The following is a 25,235-nucleotide window of genomic DNA, read 5'->3' on the forward strand; positions in this document are numbered from 1 at the left end:
TCTTTTTCTGCTTTTGAAATCAGCTGAATATCTAAAGAAATACTACAAAACAAAAAAGCTTGTAGAAAAAACATCGTTTTCTCTACAAGCTGAGTCTAGACGCCTATGGGCGTCTAGACTTTTTTCTGTTATTTATACACGACACGTGTTTTGCAAATGATGTCATGCAGGCCTTTTTTCTCTCCAAAGCCGATCATGATAAAACCAATATAAAAGATGATTCCAGATAAGATATAGGCGAAGTAACGGCCGATTGCCTGTCCGATAGAAACCCGATCGCCTTGTTCATTGACCACTTTCAGGCCAAGAATTTTTTTGCCGAGTGTGCCCTGCATTTTAGAAGCTGTGAGCAGACCGTAATATAACACACAGATGACGAGCATGATCAGCATGGTAGGCAAAAATGCGAACGTCATGTATTTCACGAGATACTCCTCTTCTGTCATGTAAGGGTCTGTTGCCACAGATCCAGCTATAAACACACTATTAATAATAAATAGAATAATATAACTAGGAACAGATACAATAATGCCATCAATAAAATAAGCTAAAAAACGAATCCAAAATCCTGCTGGTTTTTCCATGACTTTTTCTCTCTCCTTTGAATGAATCTGGAATAGTATACTTTGAAAAAATAATATGCGCAATATGATATGGTGATAAAATCCTGATATGCCTGAAAAATGAGTCTTTTATCCCTGTATCTTTACTATATAAATCTACTACATTTAAGCGAATCTCATTTTCTGCATTCTGTCATTTTCTTTAAAATATAATGAATTTCTCATTTGGATTACATTATAATGATATATGTTAATATTTTCATTTTAGGGAGGGGTTTGATGTCTAGAAAAAACAGGGTGGCGATCGCAACAATCATTTCTGCGTTTCTTTTTTGTGCCGTGATTGCCGCTGCTTCACTTTCGCCGCTGGCCGGAACGGGAGCGGCGGCCAATCAATTTAACTCAGTCGGCATGTGGTCAGCTATCGGTATGATCCTTGTGATGTATTTCATTCCTTTTGTCATTTACACGCTTGGAGTTGATGCGATGAGGTATGTAATGGCGATGCTTTGCGGTTTTGGGTTGCTGATTCATTTCTCTTCGGCCGGTTTTATCTTGATGTATGGTTTGTTCAGTGACCAGCTGCTTTCTGAGGTGGTCTTTGTGATTGTGGTTTGTCTCGCCGCGGCTGCTGTCAACATCATTTGGTTTGTGGCTGCTTTTCGTTCTGTTGCTGAAAAAACATCCGCGAACAGCCTTACATAGTTTTCTAGTTTGTGATGGTTTTGTGAAGTAGAATTATAAAATGGATGAATATGTTATGATGATCACAAATTAGAAATTACATATAATGGGGGTCTCAATGATGGTCAGTTCATTTCGCATGAAAGCTTTGATTGCGGGAGCCGCGGTGGCGGCTGCTGTGTCAGTCGGCGCTGTTTCTGATGTGCCCGCTGCCAAAGTGCTTCAGCCAACAGCTGCTTATGCGGCGGAAACGGTGTTTTCTCAAAATAATGGAGCATCCGGCTTTTTGACAGGAAGGTATGATGTACAAGCTATGGCGCCTGCCATGTTTAACTGGTCACGCGAAAGCCGGTTCGCCGGAGATACAGACGGGACACTGAAATGGCAAAACGACATCAGAACGACTCCTCAAAATGGAGCGGGGGCTGTGATTGATGAAGACGGCACAGTATATCTTCATTCCAGAGATGGGGAAATGAAAGCTTTTAATCCGGATGGCTCAGTCAAATGGGTGACAGGCAATCTGGGAAAAACATTCACGCAATCTCCCGTACTCGGAACCAACGGCGTTATCTATCTGGCATCCTATGACAAAAAGATTTATTTTATCGACAAGGAAACAGGCGAGATTCTAACAACGGTCCCATTAAGCGGCGGGCCAAGCTCTGAAACGGTGATCGGTTCAGACGGCACGTTGTACTTCTCAACACTTGATAATTATGTTCACGCGATCAAACCGACGTCAAAATCAACTTGGACAGAACGCTGGAAGTTGAAAACAAATGGTGTCGTCAGCTCTGTGCCGGTGCTTGCCAAAAACGGCACTGTATATGTAGGCACATATAATTACGTGTTTTATGCGATCAACTCCGGAACCGGACAGGTGAAATGGTCCAGAACGACGTCAAAAGCGTTTAAAGGATATCCAGTGATTGATAAGGATGGCAACGTTTATGCCGGTAACCAAGACGGACAGCTGTATGCGTATACGTCAACAGGCAGCTTAAAATGGACATTTCCGCTTAACGGGTTCTCCAGTTCATCGCCTGCGATCGACCATAATGGCAATATCTACATCGGTTCAGGAAGCGGCGAGCTGTTTTCCATCAGCAAAAACGGAGATATGAACTGGTCATTCTACACAGGAGGCCCTGTCAGAACGGCGCCGCTAATTGATGCGAAAGGAACGGTTTATTTCGGGTCAGATGATATGAAGGTTTATGCGGCGGACTCAAACGGCAATGAATTATGGAGCTATCAAACCGACAGCAACGTCGTGTCATCTCCTCAGCTTGCTGAGGACGGAACGCTTTATATTGGAAGCTATACGAAGCTAATGGCTTTTGGGAAATAGCAGAAAGGCTGGCGAGGTTATCTCGTCAGCCTTTTTTTGGTAATCAATCGAGATTTTTACTTTTATAGATAACCTTTGTCCCGCAAATATAATCGTGTAATGCCAGTTTAGAGGGGAAAGCCGCCATAATGTAACCGATATACAAAATGCCTGATGGTATGTAAGCGAAGAAACGGCCAAAGCTGTGCCAAAAAGAAAGACGCTCGCCATACTGATTGACAACGATGATGCCCATGAGTTTTTTGCCCAGTGTTGCTTGCATTTTTGAAGAAGTCAGCAAGCTATAATAAAGAATGCCGAAGATATAGATGATGGCTATAACAGGGATTGTTCCGAATACCAGCACATAAAATTTATATTCTCCTTCTGTCATATAAGGGCTTCCTGCATCAATGAGAGGCAGGACAATGAAGGTGTTAATAAAAATCATAATAAAAGCAAAAAAATAGATAATCAAATCATCAATAATAGAGGCAACTGCCCGAATCCAAAATCCAGCTGGTTTTTCCATGTATAAAATTCTCTCCTTTGAAGTTTTCTGGGATATTATACGTGAGAGGTTGTGCGGTTTCAATGAGATATACTAGAGGAATTTGGTCTCGTAGCAAAAACAGTATTTTATTACTATTCATTTCTTCTATTTTCCTTTTTGTCTTTAGGTTAATAGGATGATAAAAAAGAGAATCCGCAGAGTAATGCAGATTCTCTTAACTATGATTATTTAGAGGCTTGAATCAATACACCTTTTTCGTGAGAAAACTCTTTAAATCCATATACGCCATGATAGGAGCCGATCCCGCTTGTGTTGACGCCGCCGAATGGCAGGTTGACGTCACTGAAGTGAACGACAACATCGTTAATGGCTGCGTTGCCTGATGTTGTATGCTGAAGGACGTTGTCGATCAGGCCTTGGTTGTGGCTGAATACATAAAGCGCAAGCGGTTTATCGCGGTCATTTACGTAATCGATGACCTCGTCGATGTCTTCATAATTCATCATCGGCAGGATCGGTGCGAAGATTTCCTCCTGCATGATTTTCATGTCGGGCGTGACGTTTTTCAAAACGGTTGGCGAGATCGTGCGGTCGCTGGCATCGAATACGCCGCCGAACACGACTTCCGCACCTTTTTCGATAGCGTCGTCGAACAGGTCTTTGACGCGGTTGAAGTTGCGGTCGTTGACAATCTGCGTAAATTTGCTGCGGTCCGGATTGCGATCATCCTCCATAAATCCTGCGTTGACGATTGTTTGTAAAATGCCCGCGAACTTGTCCTGCACATCTTTTTTAATGAACAGATAATCAGGTGCGATGCAGGTTTGGCCGGCGTTTACGAATTTGCCGACGGCGATCTTTTTCGCTGCGTCCATGAGATCGTATTCACTGTCAATGATTGTCGGGCTCTTGCCGCCAAGCTCAAGTGTGACAGATGCCAAGTGTTTGGCAGCCGCTGTCATGACGATTTTTCCGACATTTGTGCTTCCGGTGAAGAAAATATGGTCGAATGGCTGATCCAGAAGCTCGGTTGCCACCTCAACCTCTCCTTCAAAAATCGCGACTTCTTTTTCATCAAAAGCATCTCGGATTACTTTAGCGGCAATGTTGCTTGTGTTCATCGTAAAATCGGACAGCTTCACAATCGCGCTGTTTCCGGCTGCGAGAGAAGCGGCAAGCGGCGCCATTGTGAGCATAAACGGATAGTTCCACGGGCCAAGGATAAGTGTTACGCCTTTTGGCTCGTACATGAGAATCCCATTTGCCTCGGGGCTTAACGATGAACCGACTTCTTTAGGCGCCATCCACTTTTCCAGGTTGTTCATATTATCTCGGATTGCTTTTTTTGTTCCTTCGATTTCCGCTTTTTTGACCTCGTGATATGGTTTGCGGACGTCTTTGCGGATCGCTTCGGTGATTTCTTCCTCATGGGCGATCACAGAATCTAAAAAGCGCTGAAGCTTTTCTCTGCGCTGTTCCGCTGTTGAAGCTCGTAATGCTTTTTGCTGTTTTTTCTGAAGCTGAAACACACGCTGAATGTCGTCTTTTATTTGCTGTTCCATTGTAAATCCCCTCATTTGCTTTCTTCTTTTCTCGGACCTATTATAAAGTGGTACCTTTTCTATAAGAAAGACAACGGTGAACCATCTATACGTTACCGTACATATATCGAATATTTGTCTAATGACTGGGGTGTTTTTGTGGCGGAATCTGCTGAAGCTCAAGTGAAACAGGCGCTGCTGGCTTTATTGGAAGAAAGATACATTCAACACATCACAATGAAAGAAATTGCTGAAAAGGCCAAAGTGAGCCGCGGGACGCTCTACCTTTATTATGAAGACAAGTTCTCTATTATTGAGGATGTGATCGAAGACATGAAGGAAGGGCTGGGTGAAGCGCTCTATGATGCCTTCAAGCATATGGACACACTCCATTTAAATAAAAAACGGCACACCGTGCATCCGACTCTGTCCTTTGTCCACGAGCATCGATCCTTTTTTGGCACGATGATGAATAGAGGACAGTTTCATCGTTTTTTTAAGGATGTGTTTCAGCAGGATGTTTTGCTGGCTCCGGTCAATGTGAATCTGACGCCGATCGAACAGGAGATTTACGGACATTACCGGGCTTTGTACACGTACGCGATTATTCTCTATTGGCTGAATGAGGATGCGGACGCTTCTCCGGAAGCCATCAGCCAAAAGGTATGGGAGCTCGTTTCTCAAAAGCGGTTTTATTGGCTGTTTGGACAGGCCCCGTCAAGGAAGCGGCAGGAGGACAAGCAAATCGACAGGCGTGTGGTTCGAACGAGAGAAGCGCTTCAGAAGGCTTTGCTGGACGTATTGGCAGAAAAAAAAGACTACACGGCCATCACGATTTCTGACATGACCCGGAAAAGCAATATCCGCCGCGCAACCTTTTATGATCACTATGCCAGCAAAGAGGAATTGCTGCAGACCATGATTCAGCAATCATGTGCGGAGATTATAGATCACCTGACGATTGCCTCAAGTTTGAATGAGCTTTCTTTAAAGGATGCGGAGGAGGCGCTAGCCAGTCTGCTTTCTGCTTTATCAAACATGCCCATTGTCCCGTTTCTCAATCGGGAATGGGGTGTTCCTCATGTGATATCTGATATGTTCAAAGCGCTGGAATCGTTTTACCTGCATCAGCAGACTGACATTCATGCGGAGAAAAAACTTTACGCCTATTATGTATCCGCGATGATTATCGGACTGATTTTGTATCGGCTTGATGAAGGAAAAGCGCATGCGCCGGAAGTGCTGGCGAGGGAGTTTTTGCAGTTTTTGGATGTGAAGAAGTATAAGGTTGTCTTGCTATAAACGAGAGAAACCAGCCTGCGGTTGAAATGGAAGGCTGGGGAGTAACTTCAGTAGGTTTTGAAAAGAAAACCTTAATGCTTCCAACCGATATACATTTGCCCGGATACTCAGTCCGGGCTTTGTGTCGTTATATCACTTGGTCTTTTGAATTTCTTTCAAGGTGAGATTTAAAAATAGAAGGGCCAAAAGAATTTGAGCAACGTTCATCAACCAAGCTTTCCAGCTTACAGTGGGGTCTAAAATTGCATTGAAGAGCAAGTGAATGATAGAAGAAAGTGAAAAGAGTAAAAAGAGAAGTTTGTTTTGTGACATAAATTGCGTACCTTTCTCTATGTAGACTTTAGTATTATGCTAACTTTTGGAATAAGTGTATAGTGGATTCATGGTCATTCAAGATGTTATTTTCTCTATTTTGACAATCTGTTAAGGGATATACTAAGTATTAATTTGAACTTTTGGCGCTTTTAGCTCGTTTATATAAAAAAAGTGCATAGTTTAAATAGATAAGATATAAAGCGAGATTAAAAATACCTAACTGAAAAAAACAAGAAAGAGATATGCTGATGAAACCTCCTAAAATGATATAGGCATATAACAATTTCATTCTATCAACTCCTAATAAATGCTAAATATATTGTAAGGTAGAATTGACAGTATGTAAAATAAATATGAATGAATACAATAAGTAGTTTTCATCTCTTTTTTACAGATAGAGAAAAATAATTAGGAGCAAATGAAGAGAGAGCTTAACCTCGTGATCAAGGCTGAGCTCCCTTTGAATGTTAATTAATGTATGGATCGTAATACATCATATTGCGCAGGCCATGTTTATTTCGTTTCTTCCTTCCACTTCTCATCAATCAGCATCTTCCCAGGCCATGTATAAGCCATAATGCCGCCGTCTGCGGTGATGTCTTCTCCTGTGACATACGAGCTGTCGTCTGAGGCGAGGAACAGCGCCACTGTTGCCATTTCCTTCGGCTTACCGAGGCGTCCGAGCGGCGTGATCCACTTGTTAGCTTCACGGAATGTTTCGCCCATTTCCTGTTCCTTGGTACCTGCTAATTTGTCAATCAGCGGCGTTTCGATCGTGCCCGGTGAAATGGAATTGACGCGGATGCCGTCTCTTGCGTAATCAATCGCCATCGCTCTTGTCAGATTGGTGATTCCGCCTTTTGCGGCGTTGTAGCCGGAGCGGTCGAGGTCCGCGGCCCGGCCTGACATGGAGGAGGTGTTGATGATGGAGCCTCCGTTTTCGAGCATGAGCGGAATCAAGTATTTGCTGCAAAGAAACGTGCCGCGCAGATCGACGGCAATAATGCGGTCAAACAGGTCAACGGGATATTCGTGCACTTTTCCGCCTTCCTGATCAACCCCCGCGTTATTAAACAGAATATCAATCGTACCGCAAGCATCCTTGATTTGATCCGCAAATGCTTTCACACTGTTTTCATCTGACACATCGAGGTGAAAGGCGTCCGCCTGTCCCCCGTTTTTTCTAATCGCTTCAGCGGTTTCTTTCATTTGATCTTCATTGATGTCTCCGATCATCATACGCGCGCCTTCATTGGCAAAAACCTCTGCCGTCGCTTGACCAATGCCTGTCGCGGCGCCTGTGATAACTGCGGTTTTGTTTTCAAGTCTTCTCATAACACGAGTCCTCCTTTTTCTATTTGTCTTCCCGCTATGTGCAGTGATAAACATGCGAGAAAAGAAGTGCCAACATATGTTAAGATGGACTAGAAATTGTTGGGAGGTTTTGTGTGTTTTGAAGGTACAGCATAAGAAGGAGCTCAAGTTTTATTGCTTCGTCACGATTCCGTCCGCGTTTGTTGTGCTGACTGTCATCTCTTTTCTATTCAAAGAGATTACGTTTCCGGTTACAGCACGCGCGTTTCTAAATGCTTCATGGCATAATATATTATTTTTGATACCGTTCGGGTTGTTTTTCTACCCGGTGCATATTTGGATGAAGCGAGAGTTTGGCCGCTGGAATGGCGCAGTAAAAAAGAGAGGGTGACGAACACTTTTTTTTGAGAAATAATAGTGAAAACGAACCCAACTAATGTTAAATTTACATATATATGCATCTATTAACCTGATTGACAATTGTCACCGTATGTGATAAATAGATGCTGATAAGAGTTTACATAACCTAATAACAAATCAAAAAGGGGCGATCTAGAATGGCTAAAAAAGAATTTAAAGCAGAGTCCAAACGCCTGCTGGATATGATGATTAACTCGATTTACACCCAAAAAGAAATTTTCCTTCGTGAGTTAATCTCCAATTCAAGTGATGCGATTGACAAGATCTATTACAAAGCGCTGACGGACGATGCGCTTACGTTTGATAAAGACAGTTATTACATAAAGGTCGCGGCTGACAAAAGTGCGAGAACATTAACGATCTCTGATACGGGGATCGGGATGACAAAGGACGAGCTTGAGCAGCATCTCGGCACAATTGCAAAAAGCGGTTCCCTCGCGTTTAAAAAGGAAAACGAGCAGAAGGACGGACATGACATCATCGGCCAATTCGGTGTCGGATTTTACGCGGCGTTTATGGTTGCCGATGTCGTGACGGTCATCAGTAAGGCGCTCGGCAGCGAAGAGGCGTATAAATGGGAGTCTGCGGGCGCAGATGGCTATACGATTGAGCCGTGTGAAAAGGATGCTATCGGTACAGACATTATTCTGACAATCAAAGAGAACACAGAAGATGACAGCTATGATGAGTTTTTAGAAGAATATCGTTTAAAAGCGATCATCAAAAAGTACTCCGACTTCATTCGCTACCCGATCAAAATGGATACTACCATTAATAAGCCGAAGGAAGACAGCGAGAATGAATTTGAAGAGGTGCAGGAAGAACAGACGGTCAACAGTATGGTGCCGATCTGGAGAAAAAACAAAAGCGAGCTGACAGATGAGGACTATGAAAAGTTCTATGCTGAAAAGCATTACGGATTTGATAAACCGCTCTCACACGTTCATATCAGTGTGGATGGCGCCGTACGCTACAACGCGATTCTATTTATTCCTGAAAACATGCCGTTTGACTATTATTCCAAAGAATATGAGAAAGGCTTGGAACTGTATTCAAATGGCGTTCTGATCATGAACAAATGCGCGGATCTGCTTCCGGACCACTTCAGCTTCGTGAAGGGGATGGTCGATTCTGAGGATCTGTCACTGAACATTTCCAGGGAAATGCTGCAGCATGACCGTCAGCTGAAGCTGATCGCGAAAAACATCAGCAAAAAAATCAAAAGCGAGCTGCAAAGCCTGCTGAAAAAAGACCGAGAGAAATACGAGACGTTCTACAAGTCGTTCGGCAGACAGCTGAAATTCGGCGTGTACAATGATTATGGCGCGAATAAGGATCAATTGAAGGACCTCTTATTATTCTACTCTTCGAAAGAGAAAAAATTGGTCAGCCTAGATGAGTACGTATCGAGAATGCCTGAGGAGCAGAAATATATTTATTACGCGACAGGTGATTCATACGATCGCATTGAGAAACTGCCGCAAACGGAAATGGTAGCGGACAAAGGCTATGAAATTCTCTACTTCACAGAGGACATCGATGAGTTTGCGATTAAAATGCTGACATCTTATCAGGAAAAAGAATTTAAATCCGTATCAAGCGGGGATCTTGGCATAGACACGGATGAGGATCAAAAGCAGTCAGAGGAAGAGGAAAGCAAGTACAAGGATCTGTTTGAGGAAATGAAAAACATTTTGTCAGATAAAGTGAAAAACGTCAAAATCTCAAAACGACTCAAATCACATCCGGTCTGCCTTGCTGCTGATGGCGAAGTCACGATTGAGATGGAAAAAATCTTAAACGCGATGCCGGACAGCCAAAATGTACAGGCGGAAAAAGTGCTGGAAATCAATCCGAATCACGAGGTATTCAATACGCTGCAGGATGCATTTGAACACGATAAAGAGAAATTGAGCCTGTACACAAATCTCCTGTACAATCAGGCGCTTCTCATCGAAGGCCTGCCCATTCAGGACCCTGTGGAATTTACGAACAATATGTGCAAGGTTATGGTGTAACAGAGAAAGGAATCGTCCTGTGAGACGATTCCTTTTTTATAATGTACGCTCATTCAGCACTTGGCTCTGGCTGCTGTTCTTCTTTTTAAACCGTTGTTTCAGGCTTGCTTCAATGTCTTCCAAGCTTTTCCCTTTGGTTTCAGGAACCACGTAGAGAGCGAAGAAAAATGAAAGCAGACAGATCCCTGAAAAAAGGGTAAAGACCCATGCGATGCCCATCGCGCTGAGCATCAGCGGAAAGACGAGCGACACGATCAGGTTGGTCGCTGATAATACCAAAGTAGTAAAGCCTGTTGCGGCTCCGCGTACTTTGGATGGGAAGAGCTCAGGCATCAGAACCCATACAACTGGCCCCCATGTTGCTTGGTAAAACACGATATAGACACCGAGAAAAACGACGGTCAGCCATGCTGTTGATGTAGAGAGCCCCAGTGTCAGGAGCACAGCTGCTAGTGCTGCCAAGCTCAGTGTAATACCGACACTTCCCCAGATCAGGAGCTTTTTGCGGCCGACACGGTCAATTAAGATCATGGCGGTGATACACATGATGACGTTGAGGACGCCGATCCCCATTGTGCCGAGTACTGATGCGGATGTGCCGAGACCGGCCTTCGTGAAAATGGTCGGCGCGTAGTAGATCACCGTGTTAATGCCGACAGCCTGCTGAAAAACGGCAAGGCCGACGCCAATGAGAAGCATGGGGCGAATCCATTTTGCTTTCAGCAAACCGAGCGTTGTTTCTTTTTTCCCTGCTTCCGCTTCTTTCATATCGGCAAGTTCTTGTTCAATATTTTCTTGGTCATGAGTGATTTTCATAATGTTTTTCGCTTCTTCTATACGCCCGCGTTTCACGAGCCATCTTGGTGATTCAGGCATAAACGCGATCCCGATTAATAAAAGCACAGCAGGCACCGCAGCCAGCCCCACCATCCAGCGCCACGCTTCAAATGGCGTGAACAGATAGTTGACGATATAGGCTAATAAAATACCGGTAACAACCATTAAGTTGTTCATCGTGCCCAGTGTTCCGCGGATTTTTGTCGGCGCCATTTCTGAAAGATATACAGGCACCAGTGCCGTTGAACCGCCTACGGCCAATCCGAGAATCACCCGAGACGCAATCAGCATGCCGACCGTTTGAGAAAATGCGCAAGCGAGCGCACCAATAATGAAAATGATGGAGAGGACAAATACAACTTTTCTCCTGCCCCAGCGATCTGAGCATGTGCCGCTTAAAGCAGACCCGAAGATCGCGCCAAGAAGCAGCATGCTGACGACCAATCCCTCGGTCAATGTTGTTAGAGGAATATCGTTGTTGATAAATAGCAGCGCTCCAGAGATAACGCCCGTATCGTAACCGTAAAGCAGCCCCCCTAAAGCGCCGAAAAAGTAGATCATATATTTCCTTATGTCTTTCTTCACAAATGTTCCCCCTCAGTTGTTGAACCAATGAGCACCTCATATATGTTTAACAAAGTTAATAAATGAGTACCCTTTCCCTATCTGATTTGAAACATTTGTTTTGAACATTAAAGCCAAAATGCGGGATACTGGCGATTTTTGCGCAAGTTATTGATAACGAGAGCGATGATCACGATGATGACAGATCCAATAAGTACGGGAAATATTAAATAGCTCCAAGCATACGCCCCTTGAATGACAACAATCGGATCTGCGCCGGCAGGAGGATGAGTGGTTTTAGTCAGCATCATCAAGCAAATGGCAAGTCCTGTGCCTAATGCAAAGGTCCATGGATGGGCCCCGAATACCTCAAAGACAACAATCCCTGTAAGTGCAGAAATGAAATGGCCGCCAATCACATTTCTCGGCTGTGATAATGGAGCATTCCAAGCGCTGAATACGAGCACACAGCTCGCTCCAAAAGGTGCCATTAACCATAGGCTTGAGGTGTAAGCCGTCAACGAGGCAAGTGCCAGTATAGTGATAAACCCTCCTACAAGCCCTGTCACAGCATCTTTGCCGTTTACCTGTAAAGGTGTTTTCCCTTTTCCTTTCATTTTCAAAAAGAAGTTGTTTTCCAAATGAATCCCTCCAGTATGTATAGAATAATAGTTATAAACTAACCTGTCAATTTAATTTTTAATGGTTAGTTTATGATAACAGTAAAAAAACCGTTCACTGGGGAACGGTTTTTTACTCATTGTTGATTTTTTTCTGATGGCGCGAGACCTTTTGTCTGTTGCCGCATATCTTCATGGAGCACCATTTTCGCCTTCCTGTTTTATCAAGAAAGAGCAAAATGCACTTTTCGTTTGCGCACCTTTTCAGCTGTTGGATTTCTTTTGTATGAATCAGCCATAACGCGTCGTAAGCGATAAGCGATAAAATGGATTGATCGAGTGTTCCATTCGGTATGCGTGCCAGTGTGTCATCTATGATTTGATAAGAAAAGGGAGCGGCGGCAATTTGATCTTGCAGGAAAGAGATGAAAGCTTGAGAGGGTTCACCGCCCTCGGCGATACGCTCAAAGTGTTTTCTCAGCTCAACGCGGAATCGATGAATTCGTTGCAGCACGAGAGAATCATGTTCTTGGACTTGCTGTAACGTAAAAGAATGGAGAAAAGGAGCTGTTTCTCCCATTTTGTCAAACCATTCCATCAAATGATTTACTGACTGGATGAGATCGTGCCGTTTATCATAGCTTATGATTTCAGTATTCACGAGATCGAGAGAAAGGTTTTGTGTGATAAGAGGGAATTGAGTATTTGCCAATGTAATCATTCCTTTCAACATCATTGTAAGCGCCAAAACCTTTTTCACGCAAGGATATGAATAAAAGGAGGTTTTGCCATTTTACTTGTCAGGCGGGCTTCTGATGATAGGGGCGGGGCTCTTCCTCTTTACCGGAAAACAGGCTGTTTCTGTACCTGCATTTCATGTACCGGAGGGGAAACATCATTAAAAACCTTACTCGCGCGGGACTGACCCCCGTTTTTGAGACAGGGATCAAAACACCTTTCAAACAGCCAATTGCCGATAGCTTATCGGTGATTGGCTGTTTAGTTTCGTTTGAATTCGAATATTGTTATAATAATAAATGTATTCTTTGACAGTGCGTTCTACGATGGCGGTCGTGGTTCGATCAATGCTGTTAAGATAGAACGTTTCAGACTTTAGTGAGGAATGAAACGATTCGATGGAGGCATTATCAGCGGGCGTCCCTTTGCGGGACATGCTCATGGTAATGCCTTTTGTTTTAACAGCTTTCTGATACTCGTAAGATGTATACACAGATCCTTGGTCACTATGTAACACGCAGTTCTCAGGCAGTGTTGGCAGTTGATCAAGTGTGTGTAAGACAAAGTCTGTGTCCTGCTTATCTCCAATCGTAAAAGCAATCACTTCTCCATTGTATACATCCAATATACTGGAAAGGTACAATTGCTTCTGTCCATAAGGCAAATACGTGATGTCCGTTACTAGTTTTTCAAGAGGATGATCAGACTGAAAGTTCCGATCTAATATATTATCGACCACGGCATATGGCTGCCCATTCTTCTTGCGCTTTTTCACCTTAACCCGGCACTGCCACTGATTTTTCTGCATAATACGCTGAACCGTTTTATGGTTAATACACATTCCCTTTTTTAATATAGCTGTAATTTTTCGATATCCATATCGATACTTGTGCTCTCGGCACAACATGCCGATTTGTCTTTCTAAATGCTGTTTAGGTTGATCCTTCGTCAGATTCTTCTTCCAACGATAATAAGACGCTCGGGAGATACCTAAATGAAAACAGATATCTTGTACGGTCATTGATCGGTGCAATACTTCTACAAGTTCGACTGACGTTTGGCTATCAACTTCCTTTCCAATTCGTTGTACTTTTTTAAAACTTCATTCTGTTGTCTCAGGTAACGATTCTCTGCCTGCAGTTTCTCTAATTCGGAAGAATACTCCGGACCTTTTCCATAAGTGTATTGCTTACCAACAGGCTGTTCAAATCGATGTGTATCACCAGCCTTATACCATCTGACCCATGTCTTAATCTGCGTATTATTTTTGATATTCAACTCCTGCATGATCTCTTTCATAGGTACGCCTGCCAATCTCATTTCTACAGCCTTCTGTTTCACTTCAAGCGGATAACTCACTCTTGTCCCCATAGAAAAAACACCTCCAAGTCTAATTTCGGATAACAACGATCCGTTTTCAAACTTGAAGGTGTTTTTTATTTGTCTCATTTTATGGGGTCAGTCCCCGCGGAGTAAGGTTTTTAATTTTATTCTCGCTCGTTGACAAAAACCAAGGCGGAGAATCCTTTTTTCTTATCAAACTGCAATTCAACAACTGTAACATCTGGATTGAAATTGTGGTATTCCTCTAAGAACTGAATAATGCCTTCTGAAATGTCATCTGACACAAGCTGCTTGTGATGCAGGCCATATTTGGCTTCAGCGAAGAATCCTGTACGCTTGTTGTAAGACAGCTCTTTTACTTCAACGTCTTCAGGGTAAATCTCTTCTTCATTAGCAATATACACACAAATCCCGTCTACAATTTCTTGCTCATTTAATACTAATTTCATTGCCTAAAAGCTCCTTCTGTACGTCTTCGGTGTTTTGAATGCGCGAATCAGTGCGATGACAATGAGTAAAATAATGATCAGAGCAATGACATCAACGATCCAGGCAATGGGCGAAGCGCCATAAGAAACATAGCCTGGGCCCCCGACTGGATGATAGGTATAACCCCAAGGGTGCATCATGCTGATCATGAACATGCCTGTTGTGAATCCGCTATAATAGCCAAACCATCCTGATGGCGAAAATCCTGCATTGTAGTAATGATTGACTGAAACATAACGTCCGCCAACATAAGCTTTAGACGTTTTTCCGCTGTATGTCTTTCCGCTTACTTTTGAGGTGGCGCCAGAAAATGTGCCTGTCGATTTTTTAGCGCCTGATGAGCTCGATTTTTCCGAAGATTTCTTTTTCAGAGAAATTGATGATGATGAATCGTCAGACGTCTTGGATTTTTTGCTTGAAGAGCTTGATCCTGAACTGTAGCTTGATTTTGGGCTGGATTTATAACTTCCGCTGGATGATGAGCTTGAACTTCGGCTGCTGTAACTGGATGATGAGCGGCCGCTAAAACTTTTTGCATGAGAAATGGTTGATGGCAGCAGTATACCTAAAGCAACGAATACTGCAACTAAGGCTTTTACATATTTCAGTTTCATTCTGTTTCCTCCATAGACCGCCGAAACGACCCGTTATTCTGAGCAGCAAATAAAAGAAGCTGAATCAGATTTTTTTATTCATATGCGTCTCTTCTTGTTAGATGATTCTAACGTTTCATATCTTGTTTTGCTTTTTCAATCACTTTCTTTCTGAGATAATCTACCTTTATTTTATCGGATTTATGGTTCTTTTTGTAAGCTTTTAATTCAAAATCAGTTATTCACTGGAGCTGCTAAAGGACTTTCTCATCATGCAATTACAGAATGATAGATAAATTTTGCGCAAATAAAAACAGCCCTCCCAATGGAGAAGGCTGTTTTATTCTTCTTATGAGAACAGCTTATCAATAAACGAAATATCGTCTTGAGAAAGCGTTACGTCGGCTGTTTTGATGTTATCAATCAGCTGATCGGCACGTTTTGCTCCAGGGATTAAAATATCAATTTCCGGTCTTGCCAAATACCAAGCCAATACGATGTGAGGGATGTCCACGTTGTGTTTTTCGGCAATCGTCGCAAGCTTGTTGACCTTTCTGATATTTTCTTTAAAACGCTCGCCCTTGAAGTGTTCTTGTTCGTTTCGCAGGTCTCCTTCAGGGAACGTTGTATCTTCTGTATACTTTCCTGCCAATAATCCTGATACGAGCGGGAAGTAAGGGATAAATGAAATGTTATGCTCCTTCGTATACGGGAAAAATGTCTTTTCCGCTTCACGGTTTAACAGGTTGTATTCGCCTTGCAATACATCTACCAAGCCGTCTTTGTTTGCTTCCTTCAGCTGCTCTAAAGAGAAGTTGGATACACCGATGGAACGGATTTTTCCGGCTTGCTTCATCTCATTCAGCGCGTTAACCGCTTCATCCTTCGGCGTATGTTCGTCCGGGAAGTGAATGTAGAACAGATCGATATAGTCGGTATTCAAACGTTTCAGGCTTTCATCTACTGATTTTTTCAGAAACTCAGGTGAATTATCAAAAACAAAGTCATTTCCTTCTTTTCTGTGCGCCGCTTTCGTCGCGATGACGACATCTTCGCGATTGAACTCGCTCAGCACTTCACCAATTAGCTCTTCGGAACGGCCGATCCCGTAAATATAAGCGGTGTCTAACATGGTCACACCATTACGGATCGCCTCGCGAACCAATTCTTTTCCGGTTTCTTCATTCAGATTAGGATAGAGGTTATGTCCTCCGACAGCATTTGTTCCTAACCCGATAGGGAAGACCTGCAAGTCTGATTTTCCAAGTGTAGCTTTTTTCATGATCTGCCTCCTAGAATAAAATGGATGAAAGACTCTCAACACTATTGTAACCGTTAGGCCAGATGAATGCTGATTTGGTGCTCATTGCAGTACTGTGTGTATTCGTCATCTAATGGCTGGGATGTCACAATGCAATGCAGCCTGTCAAACGGCGCATACGTCAAAAGTGTTGATTTTCCGAATTTAGAATGGTCAGCCAATAAATACACTTCTTTTGCTTTTTCAGAAATCCTTTTTTTAATGTCGTACTCCAGCAGATCGGAATTTGTCAATCCGTGTGTCAGCGTCGTTCCGGTAGCGGACATAAAGGCTTTGTTGATGTTGTACTTATCAAGCATAGCCGGGTCGTCCATGCCGACAAAGGAGCGGGTTTTTCTCTTATAGTTGTTTCCGATAATGATTAAGTTGATATTCTTCAAAGCTGACGCCGCATTGATAATGTCTAAGCTGTTGGTTAAAATGGTGACATTTTTGGCCGGGTCAAGCGTATCGAGAATAGACTTTGTTGTCGTTCCTGAATCAATAAAGATCAAATCGTGATCTTCAATAAAACGGGAAGCATAATGGGCGATTTTTGTTTTTTCATCTTGGTGCTGAATGGTGCGATTCTCAAAAGGAACTAATGCGTTTTTTTCAATAGATGTTACGCCGCCGTATACTTTTTCAATCGCACCCTTTTCTGTTAGCTTGTTGATATCTCGTCTGACTGTGTTTTTAGAGACATTGAACACCTGGCACAGCTCATCTAAGGAAACAGTGCCATGCGATAAAATGTACTCCTCCATTTCCTGAATCCGCATCAGTTTCATATTAAAAACTCCTTCTTGAATCTTTACGTAACATAAATATATAATGAAAACCAAGAGTTGATCAATAGTTGCTAAAAAAATGATAACACCGGTGTATATCTTTTGCAAGAATCGACGGGCTTCTTGTTTATCTCTTAATTAGTTAAAAGATTAATATAATAAAAATAATGAAAAAATGTAGTGTTTATGATTGACTTATGGGTATTGTGCGATTAGAATATAACCAAGAAATGACCAAAAAGTAACCTGATGTGCATGAAATGGTTGCTTATCTCAAATTGCATCGCCATTTATTTTTTTGGTTTTTTTGAAAGCGTTTAATTCTTGGCTTGCTGAAAAGTGGATATTGATATGAATCTATCTTGAACCATCCATACAAGTGTATGTGTTTACTAATGAAGGAGGCAATAAGAATGGCAGAAATCAGAAAATTAAAAAACTACATCAACGGTGAATGGGTTGAAAGCAAAACAGATCAATACGAAGAAGTTGTTAATCCGGCGACGAAAGAAGTGCTGTGCCAAGTGCCGATCTCTACAAAAGAGGATATTGAGTACGCTGCGCAAAAAGCGGCTGAGGCATTTCAAACCTGGTCAAAAGTGGCGGTTCCGCGCCGTGCCAGAATTCTATTTAACTTCCAGCAGCTGCTTTCTCAGCATAAAGAAGAACTTGCTCATCTGATTACCATTGAAAATGGAAAAAACACAAAAGAAGCGCTTGGAGAAGTGGGACGCGGAATTGAAAACGTGGAATTCGCAGCTGGAGCACCTTCCCTGATGATGGGTGACTCACTTGCTTCCATCGCAACGGACGTTGAAGCGGCCAACTACCGCTACCCAATCGGAGTTGTCGGCGGAATCGCGCCATTCAACTTCCCGATGATGGTTCCTTGCTGGATGTTCCCGATGGCAATCGCACTCGGAAACACATTTATTTTAAAGCCATCTGAGCGGACGCCACTGTTAACAGAGAAATTGGTTGAGCTTTTTGAAAAAGCGGGTCTTCCGAAAGGGGTATTCAACGTCGTATACGGTGCGCATGACGTTGTGAACGGCATCCTCGAGCATCCAGAAATTAAAGCGATTTCATTCGTAGGCTCCAAGCCGGTCGGCGAATACGTTTACAAAAAAGGAAGCGAAAACTTAAAACGCGTTCAATCTTTGACAGGAGCGAAGAACCATACGATTGTCCTGAACGATGCGAATCTCGAAGACACAATCACAAACATCATCGGAGCAGCCTTCGGTTCTGCCGGTGAACGCTGCATGGCTTGTGCAGTTGTGACGGTTGAAGAAGGAATCGCTGATGAGTTTATGGCGAAGCTGCAGGAAAAAGTGGCTGACATTAAAATCGGTAACGGCCTTGATGACGGCGTGTTCTTAGGACCGGTTATTCGCGAAGACAACAAGAAACGCACACTCAGCTATATCGAAAAAGGTTTGGAAGAAGGCGCGAGACTCGTATGTGACGGACGTGAAAATGGGTCTGACGAAGGCTACTTTGTCGGCCCGACGATCTTTGACAATGTCACGACAGAGATGACGATCTGGAAAGATGAAATTTTCGCGCCGGTCTTATCTGTTATCCGCGTGAAAAACCTGAAAGAAGCGATTGAAATTGCCAATAAGTCTGAGTTTGCGAACGGTGCCTGCCTGTTCACATCCAACTCAAATGCAATCCGCTACTTCCGTGAAAACATCGATGCGGGAATGCTCGGCATCAACCTGGGTGTGCCGGCTCCAATGGCGTTCTTCCCATTCTCAGGCTGGAAGTCTTCATTCTTTGGAACGCTGCACGCGAACGGAAAAGACAGCGTCGACTTCTATACACGTAAAAAAGTGGTTACGGCAAGATATCCGGCACCTGATTTCAACTAAACGACGAACAGCCGAACGGCGTCCATGTGCGCTGTTCGGACTCATTCTTACAATAGAAAGAGGAGGGCTTCACTATGAGTTATTTGTTGCGTAAGCCGCAGTCGAATGAAGGATCGAATGGGGTCAAACTGGTGCACGAAGTAACGAAATCCAACTCTGATCTCACCTATGTAGAATTTAAAGTGTTAGATCTCGCTTCCGGTTCCAGCTATGCAGAAGAGTTAAAAAAACAAGAAATCTGTATTGTGGCAGTAACGGGAAAAATCACAGTGACCGATCATGAGTCGACTTTTGAGAATATCGGCACACGTGAAAGCGTATTCGAACGAAAACCGACAGACAGCGTCTATATTTCAAATGACCGTGCATTTGAGATTACAGCGGTCAGCGACGCAAGAGTGGCGCTTTGCTATTCTCCATCAGAAAAACAGCTTCCGACAAAGCTAATCAAAGCGGAAGACACCGGAATTGAGCATCGCGGGAAGTTTTCAAACAAACGGACTGTTCACAACATTCTTCCGGACTCAAACCCTTCAGCTAACAGCCTATTAGTAGTTGAAGTCTATACAGAAAGCGGCAACTGGTCCAGCTACCCGCCTCATAAACATGATCAAGACAACTTGCCGGAAGAATCTTTCTTAGAAGAAACGTACTACCATGAGTTAGATCCGGGACAGGGCTTTGTGTTTCAGCGTGTATACACAGATGACCGCTCCATTGACGAGACAATGACCGTGGAAAATGAAAACGTTGTCATTGTTCCTGCGGGATACCACCCGGTAGGCGTTCCGGACGGATATACATCCTACTATTTAAATGTCATGGCAGGGCCGACGCGGAAATGGAAGTTTCATAACGACCCGGCGCATGAGTGGATTTTAGAACGCTAACAAGTGAGGAGTGGCTGTTTACGATGAAGTATATATTCAATGAAGAGAAGGCTTTTGATATTGTTGCCATCGGCCGGGCATGTATTGATTTGAACGCAGTGGAATACAACCGCCCAATGGAAGAAACGATGACGTTTTCGAAATACGTCGGCGGTTCACCTGCGAATATCGCGATCGGCAGCGCGAAGCTTGGCTTAAAAGCGGGCTTCATCGGCAAAATCCCAGATGACCAGCATGGAAGATTCATAGAGTCCTATATGAGAAATACCGGTGTTGATACAACACAAATGATTGTGGATCAGGATGGCCATAAAGCGGGCCTTGCATTTACAGAAATCCTCAGCCCAGAAGAATGCAGCATCTTAATGTATCGCGATGATGTGGCGGATCTTTATCTTGAGCCTTCAGAGGTAAGCGAGAACTATATCGCAAATGCAAAAATGCTGCTTGTTTCCGGTACAGCGCTCGCCAAAAGCCCGTCACGGGAAGCGGTGTTAAAAGCTGTTCAATACGCGAAAAAGCATCAGGTCAAAGTGGTGTTCGAGCTGGATTACCGCCCGTATACGTGGCAGTCAGCTGATGAAACAGCCGTTTACTATTCTTTGGTCGCCGAGCAGTCTGATGTCGTCATCGGCACACGCGATGAATTTGATGTAATGGAAAACCGCACAGGCGGAAGCAATGAGGAATCCGTCAACCATTTATTTGAGCATTCAGCCGACCTCGTTGTCATCAAACACGGCGTCGAAGGCTCTTACGCATACAGCAAATCCGGCGAGGTATTCCGCGCGCAAGCGTACAAGACAAACGTGCTGAAAACCTTTGGAGCCGGTGATTCTTATGCATCAGCCTTCATCTATGGCCTTGTCAGCGGAAAAGATATCGAAACGGCATTGAAATACGGCAGCGCTTCAGCCTCCATTGTGGTGAGCAAGCACAGTTCGTCAGAAGCGATGCCGACTGCGGAAGAAATCGTACAGCTTATTGAAGCACAGTCATAATTGAAAAAGATCGAGTAAAGGTGGGATCGTTTGTGGGTCAGAAAATTCGCTTAACAACAGCACAAGCGCTGATTAAATTCTTAAACCAGCAGTACATCCATGTAGATGGAAGGGAAGAGCCTTTCGTTGAAGGGATTTTCACGATTTTCGGTCATGGAAACGTACTGGGGATCGGGCAGGCGCTTGAGCAGGATGCAGGCCATTTGAAAGTTTATCAAGGGAAAAATGAACAAGGAATGGCGCATGCCGCAATGGCGTACAGCAAGCAAATGCTGAGAAGAAAAATATATGCGGTCTCTACATCCGTCGGACCGGGAGCGGCCAACTTAGTGGCGGCGGCCGGCACTGCATTGGCAAACAATATCCCGGTTCTCTTAATTCCGGCAGATACATTTGCGACAAGACAGCCAGACCCTGTACTGCAGCAAATGGAGCAAGAATACAGTGCGGCGATTACAACAAACGATGCATTGAAACCTGTATCGAGATACTGGGACCGCATTACGCGCCCTGAGCAGCTGATGAGCAGTTTGCTGCGCGCGTTTGAAGTCATGACTGATCCGGCAAAAGCAGGTCCGGCAACGATTTGTATTTCTCAGGATGTTGAAGGGGAAGCATACGACTTTGATGAAAGTTTCTTCGTCAAACGGGTTCACTATATTGACCGCATGCAGCCGAGCGAGCGCGAGCTTCAAGGTGCGGCGGAGCTGATCAAAGCCAGCAAGCATCCTGTGATCCTCGTCGGCGGAGGCGCAAAATACTCCGGTGCGCGCGATGAATTGGTCGCCATTTCTGAAGCGTATCACATTCCGTTAGTTGAAACGCAGGCAGGAAAGTCGACCGTTGAAGCTGATTTTGCGAACAACCTCGGCGGAATGGGCATCACAGGTACACTTGCGGCAAATAAAGCGGCCCGCCAATCTGATTTGATTATCGGTATCGGCACAAGATACACGGATTTTGCAACATCCTCTAAGACCGCTTTTGATTTTGATAAAGCGAAGTTCCTGAACATCAATGTCAGCCGAATGCAGGCGTATAAACTCGATGCGTTCCAAGTGGTAGCGGATGCGAAAGTGACGCTTGGCAAACTGCACGGTCTGCTTGAAGGCTATAAGAGTGAATTCGGCTCAACGATCAAGGAGCTGAAGGACGAATGGCTCGCTGAACGCGAACGCCTCAGCAAAGTGACGTTTAAACGGGATGCGTTTGATCCGGAAATCAAACATCATTTTTCTCAAGAGGTTCTAAATGAATACGCTGACGCGCTGAATACAGAGCTTCCGCAAACAACGGCATTGCTGACCATCAACGAGACGATTCCAGAGGACAGCGTGATCATCTGTTCAGCAGGCTCCCTTCCAGGAGATTTGCAGCGCCTGTGGCATTCTAATGTTCCGAATACGTATCATCTGGAATACGGGTATTCCTGCATGGGCTATGAAGTGTCCGGGACACTGGGCTTGAAACTGGCCCACCCTGACAGAGAGGTGTATTCCATTGTCGGAGACGGCAGCTTTCTAATGCTTCACTCCGAGCTGATCACGGCGATTCAGTACAACAAGAAAATCAATGTGCTGCTCTTTGATAACTCTGGTTTTGGATGTATCAACAACTTGCAAATGGATCATGGCAGCGGCAGCTACTATTGCGAGTTCCGCACAGATGACAACCAAATTTTGAATGTTGATTACGCAAAAGTTGCGGAGGGATACGGCGCGAAAACCTACCGTGCAAACACAGTAGAGGAGTTAAAAGCGGCGTTAGAGGATGCGAAGAAACAGGACGTATCAACGTTAATTGAAATGAAGGTTCTGCCAAAAACAATGACGGACGGCTATGACAGCTGGTGGCATGTCGGCGTGGCAGAAGTGTCTGAACAAGAAAGTGTTCAGAAGGCATACGAAGCAAAAGAGAAAATGCTGAATTCTGCGAAGCAGTATTAGGGGGGAGGCTCATCGATGGGCAAAGATAAGATCCTGTGGGGCATTGCTCCAATAGGGTGGCGGAATGATGATATTCCTGAAATCGGAGCGGGAAACACACTTCAGCATTTGCTGAGTGATATTGTTGTCGCACGTTTTCAAGGCACGGAAGTCGGGGGCTTTTTCCCCGAACCTGCCATCCTGAACAAAGAGCTGAAACTTCGAAACTTAAGAATCGCAGGAAAATGGTTCAGCAGTTTTATCTTGCGTGACGGACTCGGTGAAGCGGCAAAGGCGTTTAAAGCGTATTGTGAGTACTTACAGCAAGTAAAAGCGGATGTCGCTGTTGTCTCTGAACAAACCTACAGTGTGCAAGGCCTGGAAAAAAACGTGTTCACAGATAAACCGTACTTTAATGATGAAGAATGGGAACGGCTTTGTGAAGGGCTCGATCACCTTGGCAAAATTGCCGATCAGCATGGCTTAAAGCTCGTCTATCATCATCATCTCGGCACCGGCGTTCAAACGGCGGAAGAAGTGGATCGTCTGATGGCGGGTACAGACCCTGCGCATGTACACCTCCTCTATGATACAGGCCATGCTTATATTTCTGACGGAGACTACATGGGAATGCTTGAGAAGCATTTCGCCCGCATTAAGCATGTGCATTTTAAAGATGCCAGACTGAATGTCATGGAACAGTGCAGGCTTGAAGGGAAGTCGTTTCGGCAATCGTTTTTAAAAGGCATGTTTACGGTTCCCGGTGATGGATGCATTGATTTTAGAGAAGTATATCAGCTGCTGTTAAAGAACAATTATTCCGGATGGATTGTCGTTGAAGCTGAACAGGACCCCGATGTCGCAAACCCGCTTGAGTATGCATTAATCGCAAGAAACTATATTGATAAGCAGTTGTTGGATCTGGCTTAATGGGGACTGAATATATGGGACATACCAAAGCGGATTCAGCCTTCAATAAACGGACAATCGCAGCGGCATTGGCCAACTATATTGACGCGGGTTCCATAGTAGCTGGATCTGCCGGTTTATCGTTATGGGTCAGTTACCTCAAGTTATCTGATACACAGATCGGGCTCCTCGGCGCGCTAAGCGCAAATGCAATTTCAGCCGCTGTCGGCGCTTTGTTAGGCGGGTTTCTGGCAGATAAAATCGGACGGAAGGCTGTTTATACCAATAGCATGCTTGTTTATGCGCTAGGGATTTGTTTGGTTCTGTTCGGGGCTAATTTCCCCATGTTGTTAAGCGGTTACATGATTATCGGTTTATCAGTAGGAGCCGACATTACCGCATCATGGACAATTATCGCAGAAAATGCGCCAAAGAAAAATCGGGCCCGGCATTGCGGTGTCGCACAAGTCGCCTGGGCCGCGGGGGCTGTGGTTGTGCTGCTTCTCTCCGTACTGGTCGGTGATTTAGGCCTCCTGGGTAATAAAATCGTCTTTGCCCATCTGCTTGTCATTGCGCTGATTACGTACATCCTGAGAATCAGGCTTCCGGAGTCAGACGCCTGGCAGCCAAAAAAACAGCCGGGAGATTCGCAGGCAGGGAAGCCGGCCGTATTGAACAAAACATCGTATTTTGATTTGCTCAAACCTATGTATCTAAAAAACATACTGTTTTTAATGGGTGTGTTCCTGGTTTGGAATTTAGCAGCCGGCGTAATGGGCTTCTTTATGCCATACATTTATCAGCAGGTCGGCGGTGTATCGGCCACAACGGCAAACCTTTTGCAAATGGGTTTGTTTATCTTCACAGGATTGGGGGTCGCTTTGATCTTCATGCCCTATGCCGACAAATATAGAAAAACCGTGTTTGGAATCGCTGCCTTTATGGCAGTGATCGGATGGACGCTGTTTCTGCTGCCGGTTGAAGGCCTGCCGGTTCTGCTCCTGTTTATTGTTGTCATCGGCATCAATAACGGAGCCGGGCAGCAAGCAAACTATCAGTTATGGGCCAGTGAAATCTTTCCTACGCAATATCGTGCTTCTGCACAAGGACTGATGTTTTTCCTTGTCCGTATTTCAATAGGGGTTTGGAGTCTGTTTGTCCCAATGGTTATGACCAATTTCGGCATTGGAACAATGGCTGCAATTCTTCTCGGATGTGTGACGGCCAGTATGATCATCGGGCTTCTCTTCGCGCCGAATACATCTGGCAAGTCGCTTGAAGAAATTCAAGAGGAACTCTACGGCTCTCCTCGGAGCCAAGTAAAGCAAGGAACAGAAAGCAAAATCATGTAAC

General features: G+C 44.3%; 23 protein-coding genes. 11 read left to right on the forward strand and 12 right to left on the reverse strand.

All coding sequences use genetic code 11. The features are described from left to right. Positions 1-128 precede the first annotated feature (128 nt). Positions 129-584 (reverse strand): RDD family protein, encoded by a 456-nt coding sequence (locus ACMX2I_RS01215; RefSeq protein ID WP_148963236.1) that lies wholly within the window; start codon positions 582-584, stop codon positions 129-131. Positions 585-842: 258 nt separating this feature from the next. On the opposite strand from ACMX2I_RS01215, the gene ACMX2I_RS01220 reads away from it, so the two are divergent. Further along, complete coding sequence (locus ACMX2I_RS01220) at positions 843-1,268, forward strand: DUF5391 family protein (protein WP_414955919.1); 426 nt, start codon at positions 843-845, stop codon at positions 1,266-1,268. A 100-nt stretch (positions 1,269-1,368) separates the two neighbouring features. Beyond that, the gene (locus ACMX2I_RS01225; RefSeq protein WP_414955920.1) at positions 1,369-2,601 is read left to right on the forward strand and encodes a PQQ-binding-like beta-propeller repeat protein; all 1,233 of its coding nucleotides are present in this window, start codon (positions 1,369-1,371) and stop codon (positions 2,599-2,601) included. A gap of 43 nt (positions 2,602-2,644) precedes the next feature. On the opposite strand, the gene ACMX2I_RS01230 is transcribed toward ACMX2I_RS01225, so the two are convergent. Beyond that, positions 2,645-3,112 carry an RDD family protein gene (locus ACMX2I_RS01230; protein WP_148963237.1) on the reverse strand — a complete coding sequence of 156 codons (468 nt, stop codon included), beginning with the start codon at positions 3,110-3,112 and terminating at the stop codon, positions 2,645-2,647. A 206-nt stretch (positions 3,113-3,318) separates the two neighbouring features. After that, a complete protein-coding gene (locus tag ACMX2I_RS01235; protein ID WP_087991838.1) occupies positions 3,319-4,656 on the reverse strand; it encodes an aldehyde dehydrogenase family protein in 1,338 nt (445 codons plus the stop codon). Positions 4,657-4,794: 138 nt separating this feature from the next. Here ACMX2I_RS01235 and ACMX2I_RS01240 point away from each other — a divergent pair, with 138 nt between their 5' ends. Further along, complete coding sequence (locus ACMX2I_RS01240; protein WP_414955921.1) at positions 4,795-5,937, forward strand: TetR/AcrR family transcriptional regulator; 1,143 nt, start codon at positions 4,795-4,797, stop codon at positions 5,935-5,937. 828 nt (positions 5,938-6,765) lie between these two features. On the opposite strand, the gene ACMX2I_RS01245 is transcribed toward ACMX2I_RS01240, so the two are convergent. Continuing rightward, positions 6,766-7,587 carry an SDR family oxidoreductase gene (locus ACMX2I_RS01245; RefSeq protein WP_414955922.1) on the reverse strand — a complete coding sequence of 274 codons (822 nt, stop codon included), beginning with the start codon at positions 7,585-7,587 and terminating at the stop codon, positions 6,766-6,768. 118 nt (positions 7,588-7,705) lie between these two features. Between ACMX2I_RS01245 and ACMX2I_RS01250 the strand changes: the two genes are divergently transcribed. Next, on the forward strand, positions 7,706-7,957 hold the full coding sequence (locus ACMX2I_RS01250; RefSeq protein ID WP_087991847.1) for a hypothetical protein: 252 nt from the start codon (positions 7,706-7,708) through the stop codon (positions 7,955-7,957). Between the two features lie 166 nt (positions 7,958-8,123). Beyond that, positions 8,124-10,004 carry a molecular chaperone HtpG gene (gene htpG, locus ACMX2I_RS01255; protein ID WP_414955923.1) on the forward strand — a complete coding sequence of 627 codons (1,881 nt, stop codon included), beginning with the start codon at positions 8,124-8,126 and terminating at the stop codon, positions 10,002-10,004. A 36-nt stretch (positions 10,005-10,040) separates the two neighbouring features. Here htpG and ACMX2I_RS01260 read toward each other — a convergent pair whose 3' ends face one another. The 8 genes from ACMX2I_RS01260 to iolR form a co-directional block, all read right to left on the reverse strand. Beyond that, positions 10,041-11,426, reverse strand: coding sequence for a sugar porter family MFS transporter (locus ACMX2I_RS01260; protein ID WP_414955924.1), 1,386 nt, complete (start codon positions 11,424-11,426; stop codon positions 10,041-10,043). Between the two features lie 107 nt (positions 11,427-11,533). Next, positions 11,534-12,022 (reverse strand): HPP family protein, encoded by a 489-nt coding sequence (locus tag ACMX2I_RS01265; protein WP_253269176.1) that lies wholly within the window; start codon positions 12,020-12,022, stop codon positions 11,534-11,536. A gap of 136 nt (positions 12,023-12,158) precedes the next feature. Next, complete coding sequence (locus ACMX2I_RS01270) at positions 12,159-12,746, reverse strand: CGNR zinc finger domain-containing protein (protein WP_414958278.1); 588 nt, start codon at positions 12,744-12,746, stop codon at positions 12,159-12,161. Positions 12,747-12,983: 237 nt separating this feature from the next. Next, a protein-coding gene (locus ACMX2I_RS01275) for an IS3 family transposase (RefSeq protein ID WP_414955925.1) occupies positions 12,984-14,134 on the reverse strand; the annotation gives its coding sequence in 2 pieces (ribosomal slippage) (positions 12,984-13,861 and positions 13,861-14,134; 1,152 coding nt in all). A gap of 116 nt (positions 14,135-14,250) precedes the next feature. Further along, positions 14,251-14,556, reverse strand: a complete 306-nt coding sequence (locus ACMX2I_RS01280) for a DUF2653 family protein (protein WP_414955926.1) — start codon at positions 14,554-14,556, stop codon at positions 14,251-14,253. 3 nt (positions 14,557-14,559) lie between these two features. Next, complete coding sequence (locus ACMX2I_RS01285; RefSeq protein WP_414955927.1) at positions 14,560-15,210, reverse strand: hypothetical protein; 651 nt, start codon at positions 15,208-15,210, stop codon at positions 14,560-14,562. 328 nt (positions 15,211-15,538) lie between these two features. Continuing rightward, positions 15,539-16,471 (reverse strand): aldo/keto reductase, encoded by a 933-nt coding sequence (locus ACMX2I_RS01290; protein WP_414955928.1) that lies wholly within the window; start codon positions 16,469-16,471, stop codon positions 15,539-15,541. A gap of 53 nt (positions 16,472-16,524) precedes the next feature. Further along, on the reverse strand, positions 16,525-17,280 hold the full coding sequence (iolR, locus tag ACMX2I_RS01295; protein ID WP_414955929.1) for a myo-inositol utilization transcriptional regulator IolR: 756 nt from the start codon (positions 17,278-17,280) through the stop codon (positions 16,525-16,527). 413 nt (positions 17,281-17,693) lie between these two features. Here iolR and iolA point away from each other — a divergent pair, with 413 nt between their 5' ends. The 6 genes from iolA (at position 17,694) to iolF (ending at position 25,234) form a co-directional block, all read left to right on the forward strand. Further along, complete coding sequence (gene iolA / locus ACMX2I_RS01300) at positions 17,694-19,157, forward strand: methylmalonate-semialdehyde dehydrogenase (protein ID WP_202327818.1); 1,464 nt, start codon at positions 17,694-17,696, stop codon at positions 19,155-19,157. Positions 19,158-19,231: 74 nt separating this feature from the next. After that, entirely contained in the window at positions 19,232-20,047 is an 816-nt protein-coding gene (gene iolB, locus ACMX2I_RS01305; protein ID WP_087991950.1) for a 5-deoxy-glucuronate isomerase, read from the forward strand. A gap of 23 nt (positions 20,048-20,070) precedes the next feature. Continuing rightward, complete coding sequence (iolC, locus tag ACMX2I_RS01310) at positions 20,071-21,048, forward strand: 5-dehydro-2-deoxygluconokinase (RefSeq protein WP_414955930.1); 978 nt, start codon at positions 20,071-20,073, stop codon at positions 21,046-21,048. 32 nt (positions 21,049-21,080) lie between these two features. Continuing rightward, the gene (gene iolD, locus ACMX2I_RS01315; protein WP_414955931.1) at positions 21,081-22,994 is read left to right on the forward strand and encodes a 3D-(3,5/4)-trihydroxycyclohexane-1,2-dione acylhydrolase (decyclizing); all 1,914 of its coding nucleotides are present in this window, start codon (positions 21,081-21,083) and stop codon (positions 22,992-22,994) included. A gap of 15 nt (positions 22,995-23,009) precedes the next feature. Further along, the gene (gene iolE, locus ACMX2I_RS01320) at positions 23,010-23,903 is read left to right on the forward strand and encodes a myo-inosose-2 dehydratase (RefSeq protein ID WP_414955932.1); all 894 of its coding nucleotides are present in this window, start codon (positions 23,010-23,012) and stop codon (positions 23,901-23,903) included. Positions 23,904-23,917: 14 nt separating this feature from the next. Continuing rightward, on the forward strand, positions 23,918-25,234 hold the full coding sequence (gene iolF, locus ACMX2I_RS01325) for a myo-inositol transporter IolF (protein ID WP_414955933.1): 1,317 nt from the start codon (positions 23,918-23,920) through the stop codon (positions 25,232-25,234). The last annotated feature ends 1 nt before the right edge of the window (position 25,235 follow it).

Origin of the sequence: Bacillus sp. SW14 (assembly GCF_047608225.1) — a bacterium.
In the GTDB taxonomy this organism is placed as follows: Bacteria; Bacillota; Bacilli; order Bacillales; family Bacillaceae; genus Bacillus; species Bacillus subtilis_G.

Coding starts and splice junctions, on each gene's coding strand:
- ACMX2I_RS01285 (WP_414955927.1), bottom strand. CDS start 15,210: ATGAAACTGAAATATGTAAAAGCCTTAGTTGCAGTATTCGTTGCTTTA.
- iolE (WP_414955932.1), top strand. CDS start 23,010: ATGGGCAAAGATAAGATCCTGTGGGGCATTGCTCCAATAGGGTGGCGG.
- ACMX2I_RS01245 (WP_414955922.1), bottom strand. CDS start 7,587: ATGAGAAGACTTGAAAACAAAACCGCAGTTATCACAGGCGCCGCGACA.
- ACMX2I_RS01270 (WP_414958278.1), bottom strand. CDS start 12,746: ATGATTACATTGGCAAATACTCAATTCCCTCTTATCACACAAAACCTT.
- ACMX2I_RS01235 (WP_087991838.1), bottom strand. CDS start 4,656: ATGGAACAGCAAATAAAAGACGACATTCAGCGTGTGTTTCAGCTTCAG.
- iolC (WP_414955930.1), top strand. CDS start 20,071: ATGAAGTATATATTCAATGAAGAGAAGGCTTTTGATATTGTTGCCATC.
- htpG (WP_414955923.1), top strand. CDS start 8,124: ATGGCTAAAAAAGAATTTAAAGCAGAGTCCAAACGCCTGCTGGATATG.
- iolF (WP_414955933.1), top strand. CDS start 23,918: ATGGGACATACCAAAGCGGATTCAGCCTTCAATAAACGGACAATCGCA.
- iolA (WP_202327818.1), top strand. CDS start 17,694: ATGGCAGAAATCAGAAAATTAAAAAACTACATCAACGGTGAATGGGTT.
- ACMX2I_RS01230 (WP_148963237.1), bottom strand. CDS start 3,112: ATGGAAAAACCAGCTGGATTTTGGATTCGGGCAGTTGCCTCTATTATT.
- ACMX2I_RS01265 (WP_253269176.1), bottom strand. CDS start 12,022: ATGAAAGGAAAAGGGAAAACACCTTTACAGGTAAACGGCAAAGATGCT.
- ACMX2I_RS01220 (WP_414955919.1), top strand. CDS start 843: ATGTCTAGAAAAAACAGGGTGGCGATCGCAACAATCATTTCTGCGTTT.
- ACMX2I_RS01215 (WP_148963236.1), bottom strand. CDS start 584: ATGGAAAAACCAGCAGGATTTTGGATTCGTTTTTTAGCTTATTTTATT.
- ACMX2I_RS01290 (WP_414955928.1), bottom strand. CDS start 16,471: ATGAAAAAAGCTACACTTGGAAAATCAGACTTGCAGGTCTTCCCTATC.
- ACMX2I_RS01225 (WP_414955920.1), top strand. CDS start 1,369: ATGGTCAGTTCATTTCGCATGAAAGCTTTGATTGCGGGAGCCGCGGTG.
- iolR (WP_414955929.1), bottom strand. CDS start 17,280: ATGAAACTGATGCGGATTCAGGAAATGGAGGAGTACATTTTATCGCAT.
- iolB (WP_087991950.1), top strand. CDS start 19,232: ATGAGTTATTTGTTGCGTAAGCCGCAGTCGAATGAAGGATCGAATGGG.
- ACMX2I_RS01280 (WP_414955926.1), bottom strand. CDS start 14,556: ATGAAATTAGTATTAAATGAGCAAGAAATTGTAGACGGGATTTGTGTG.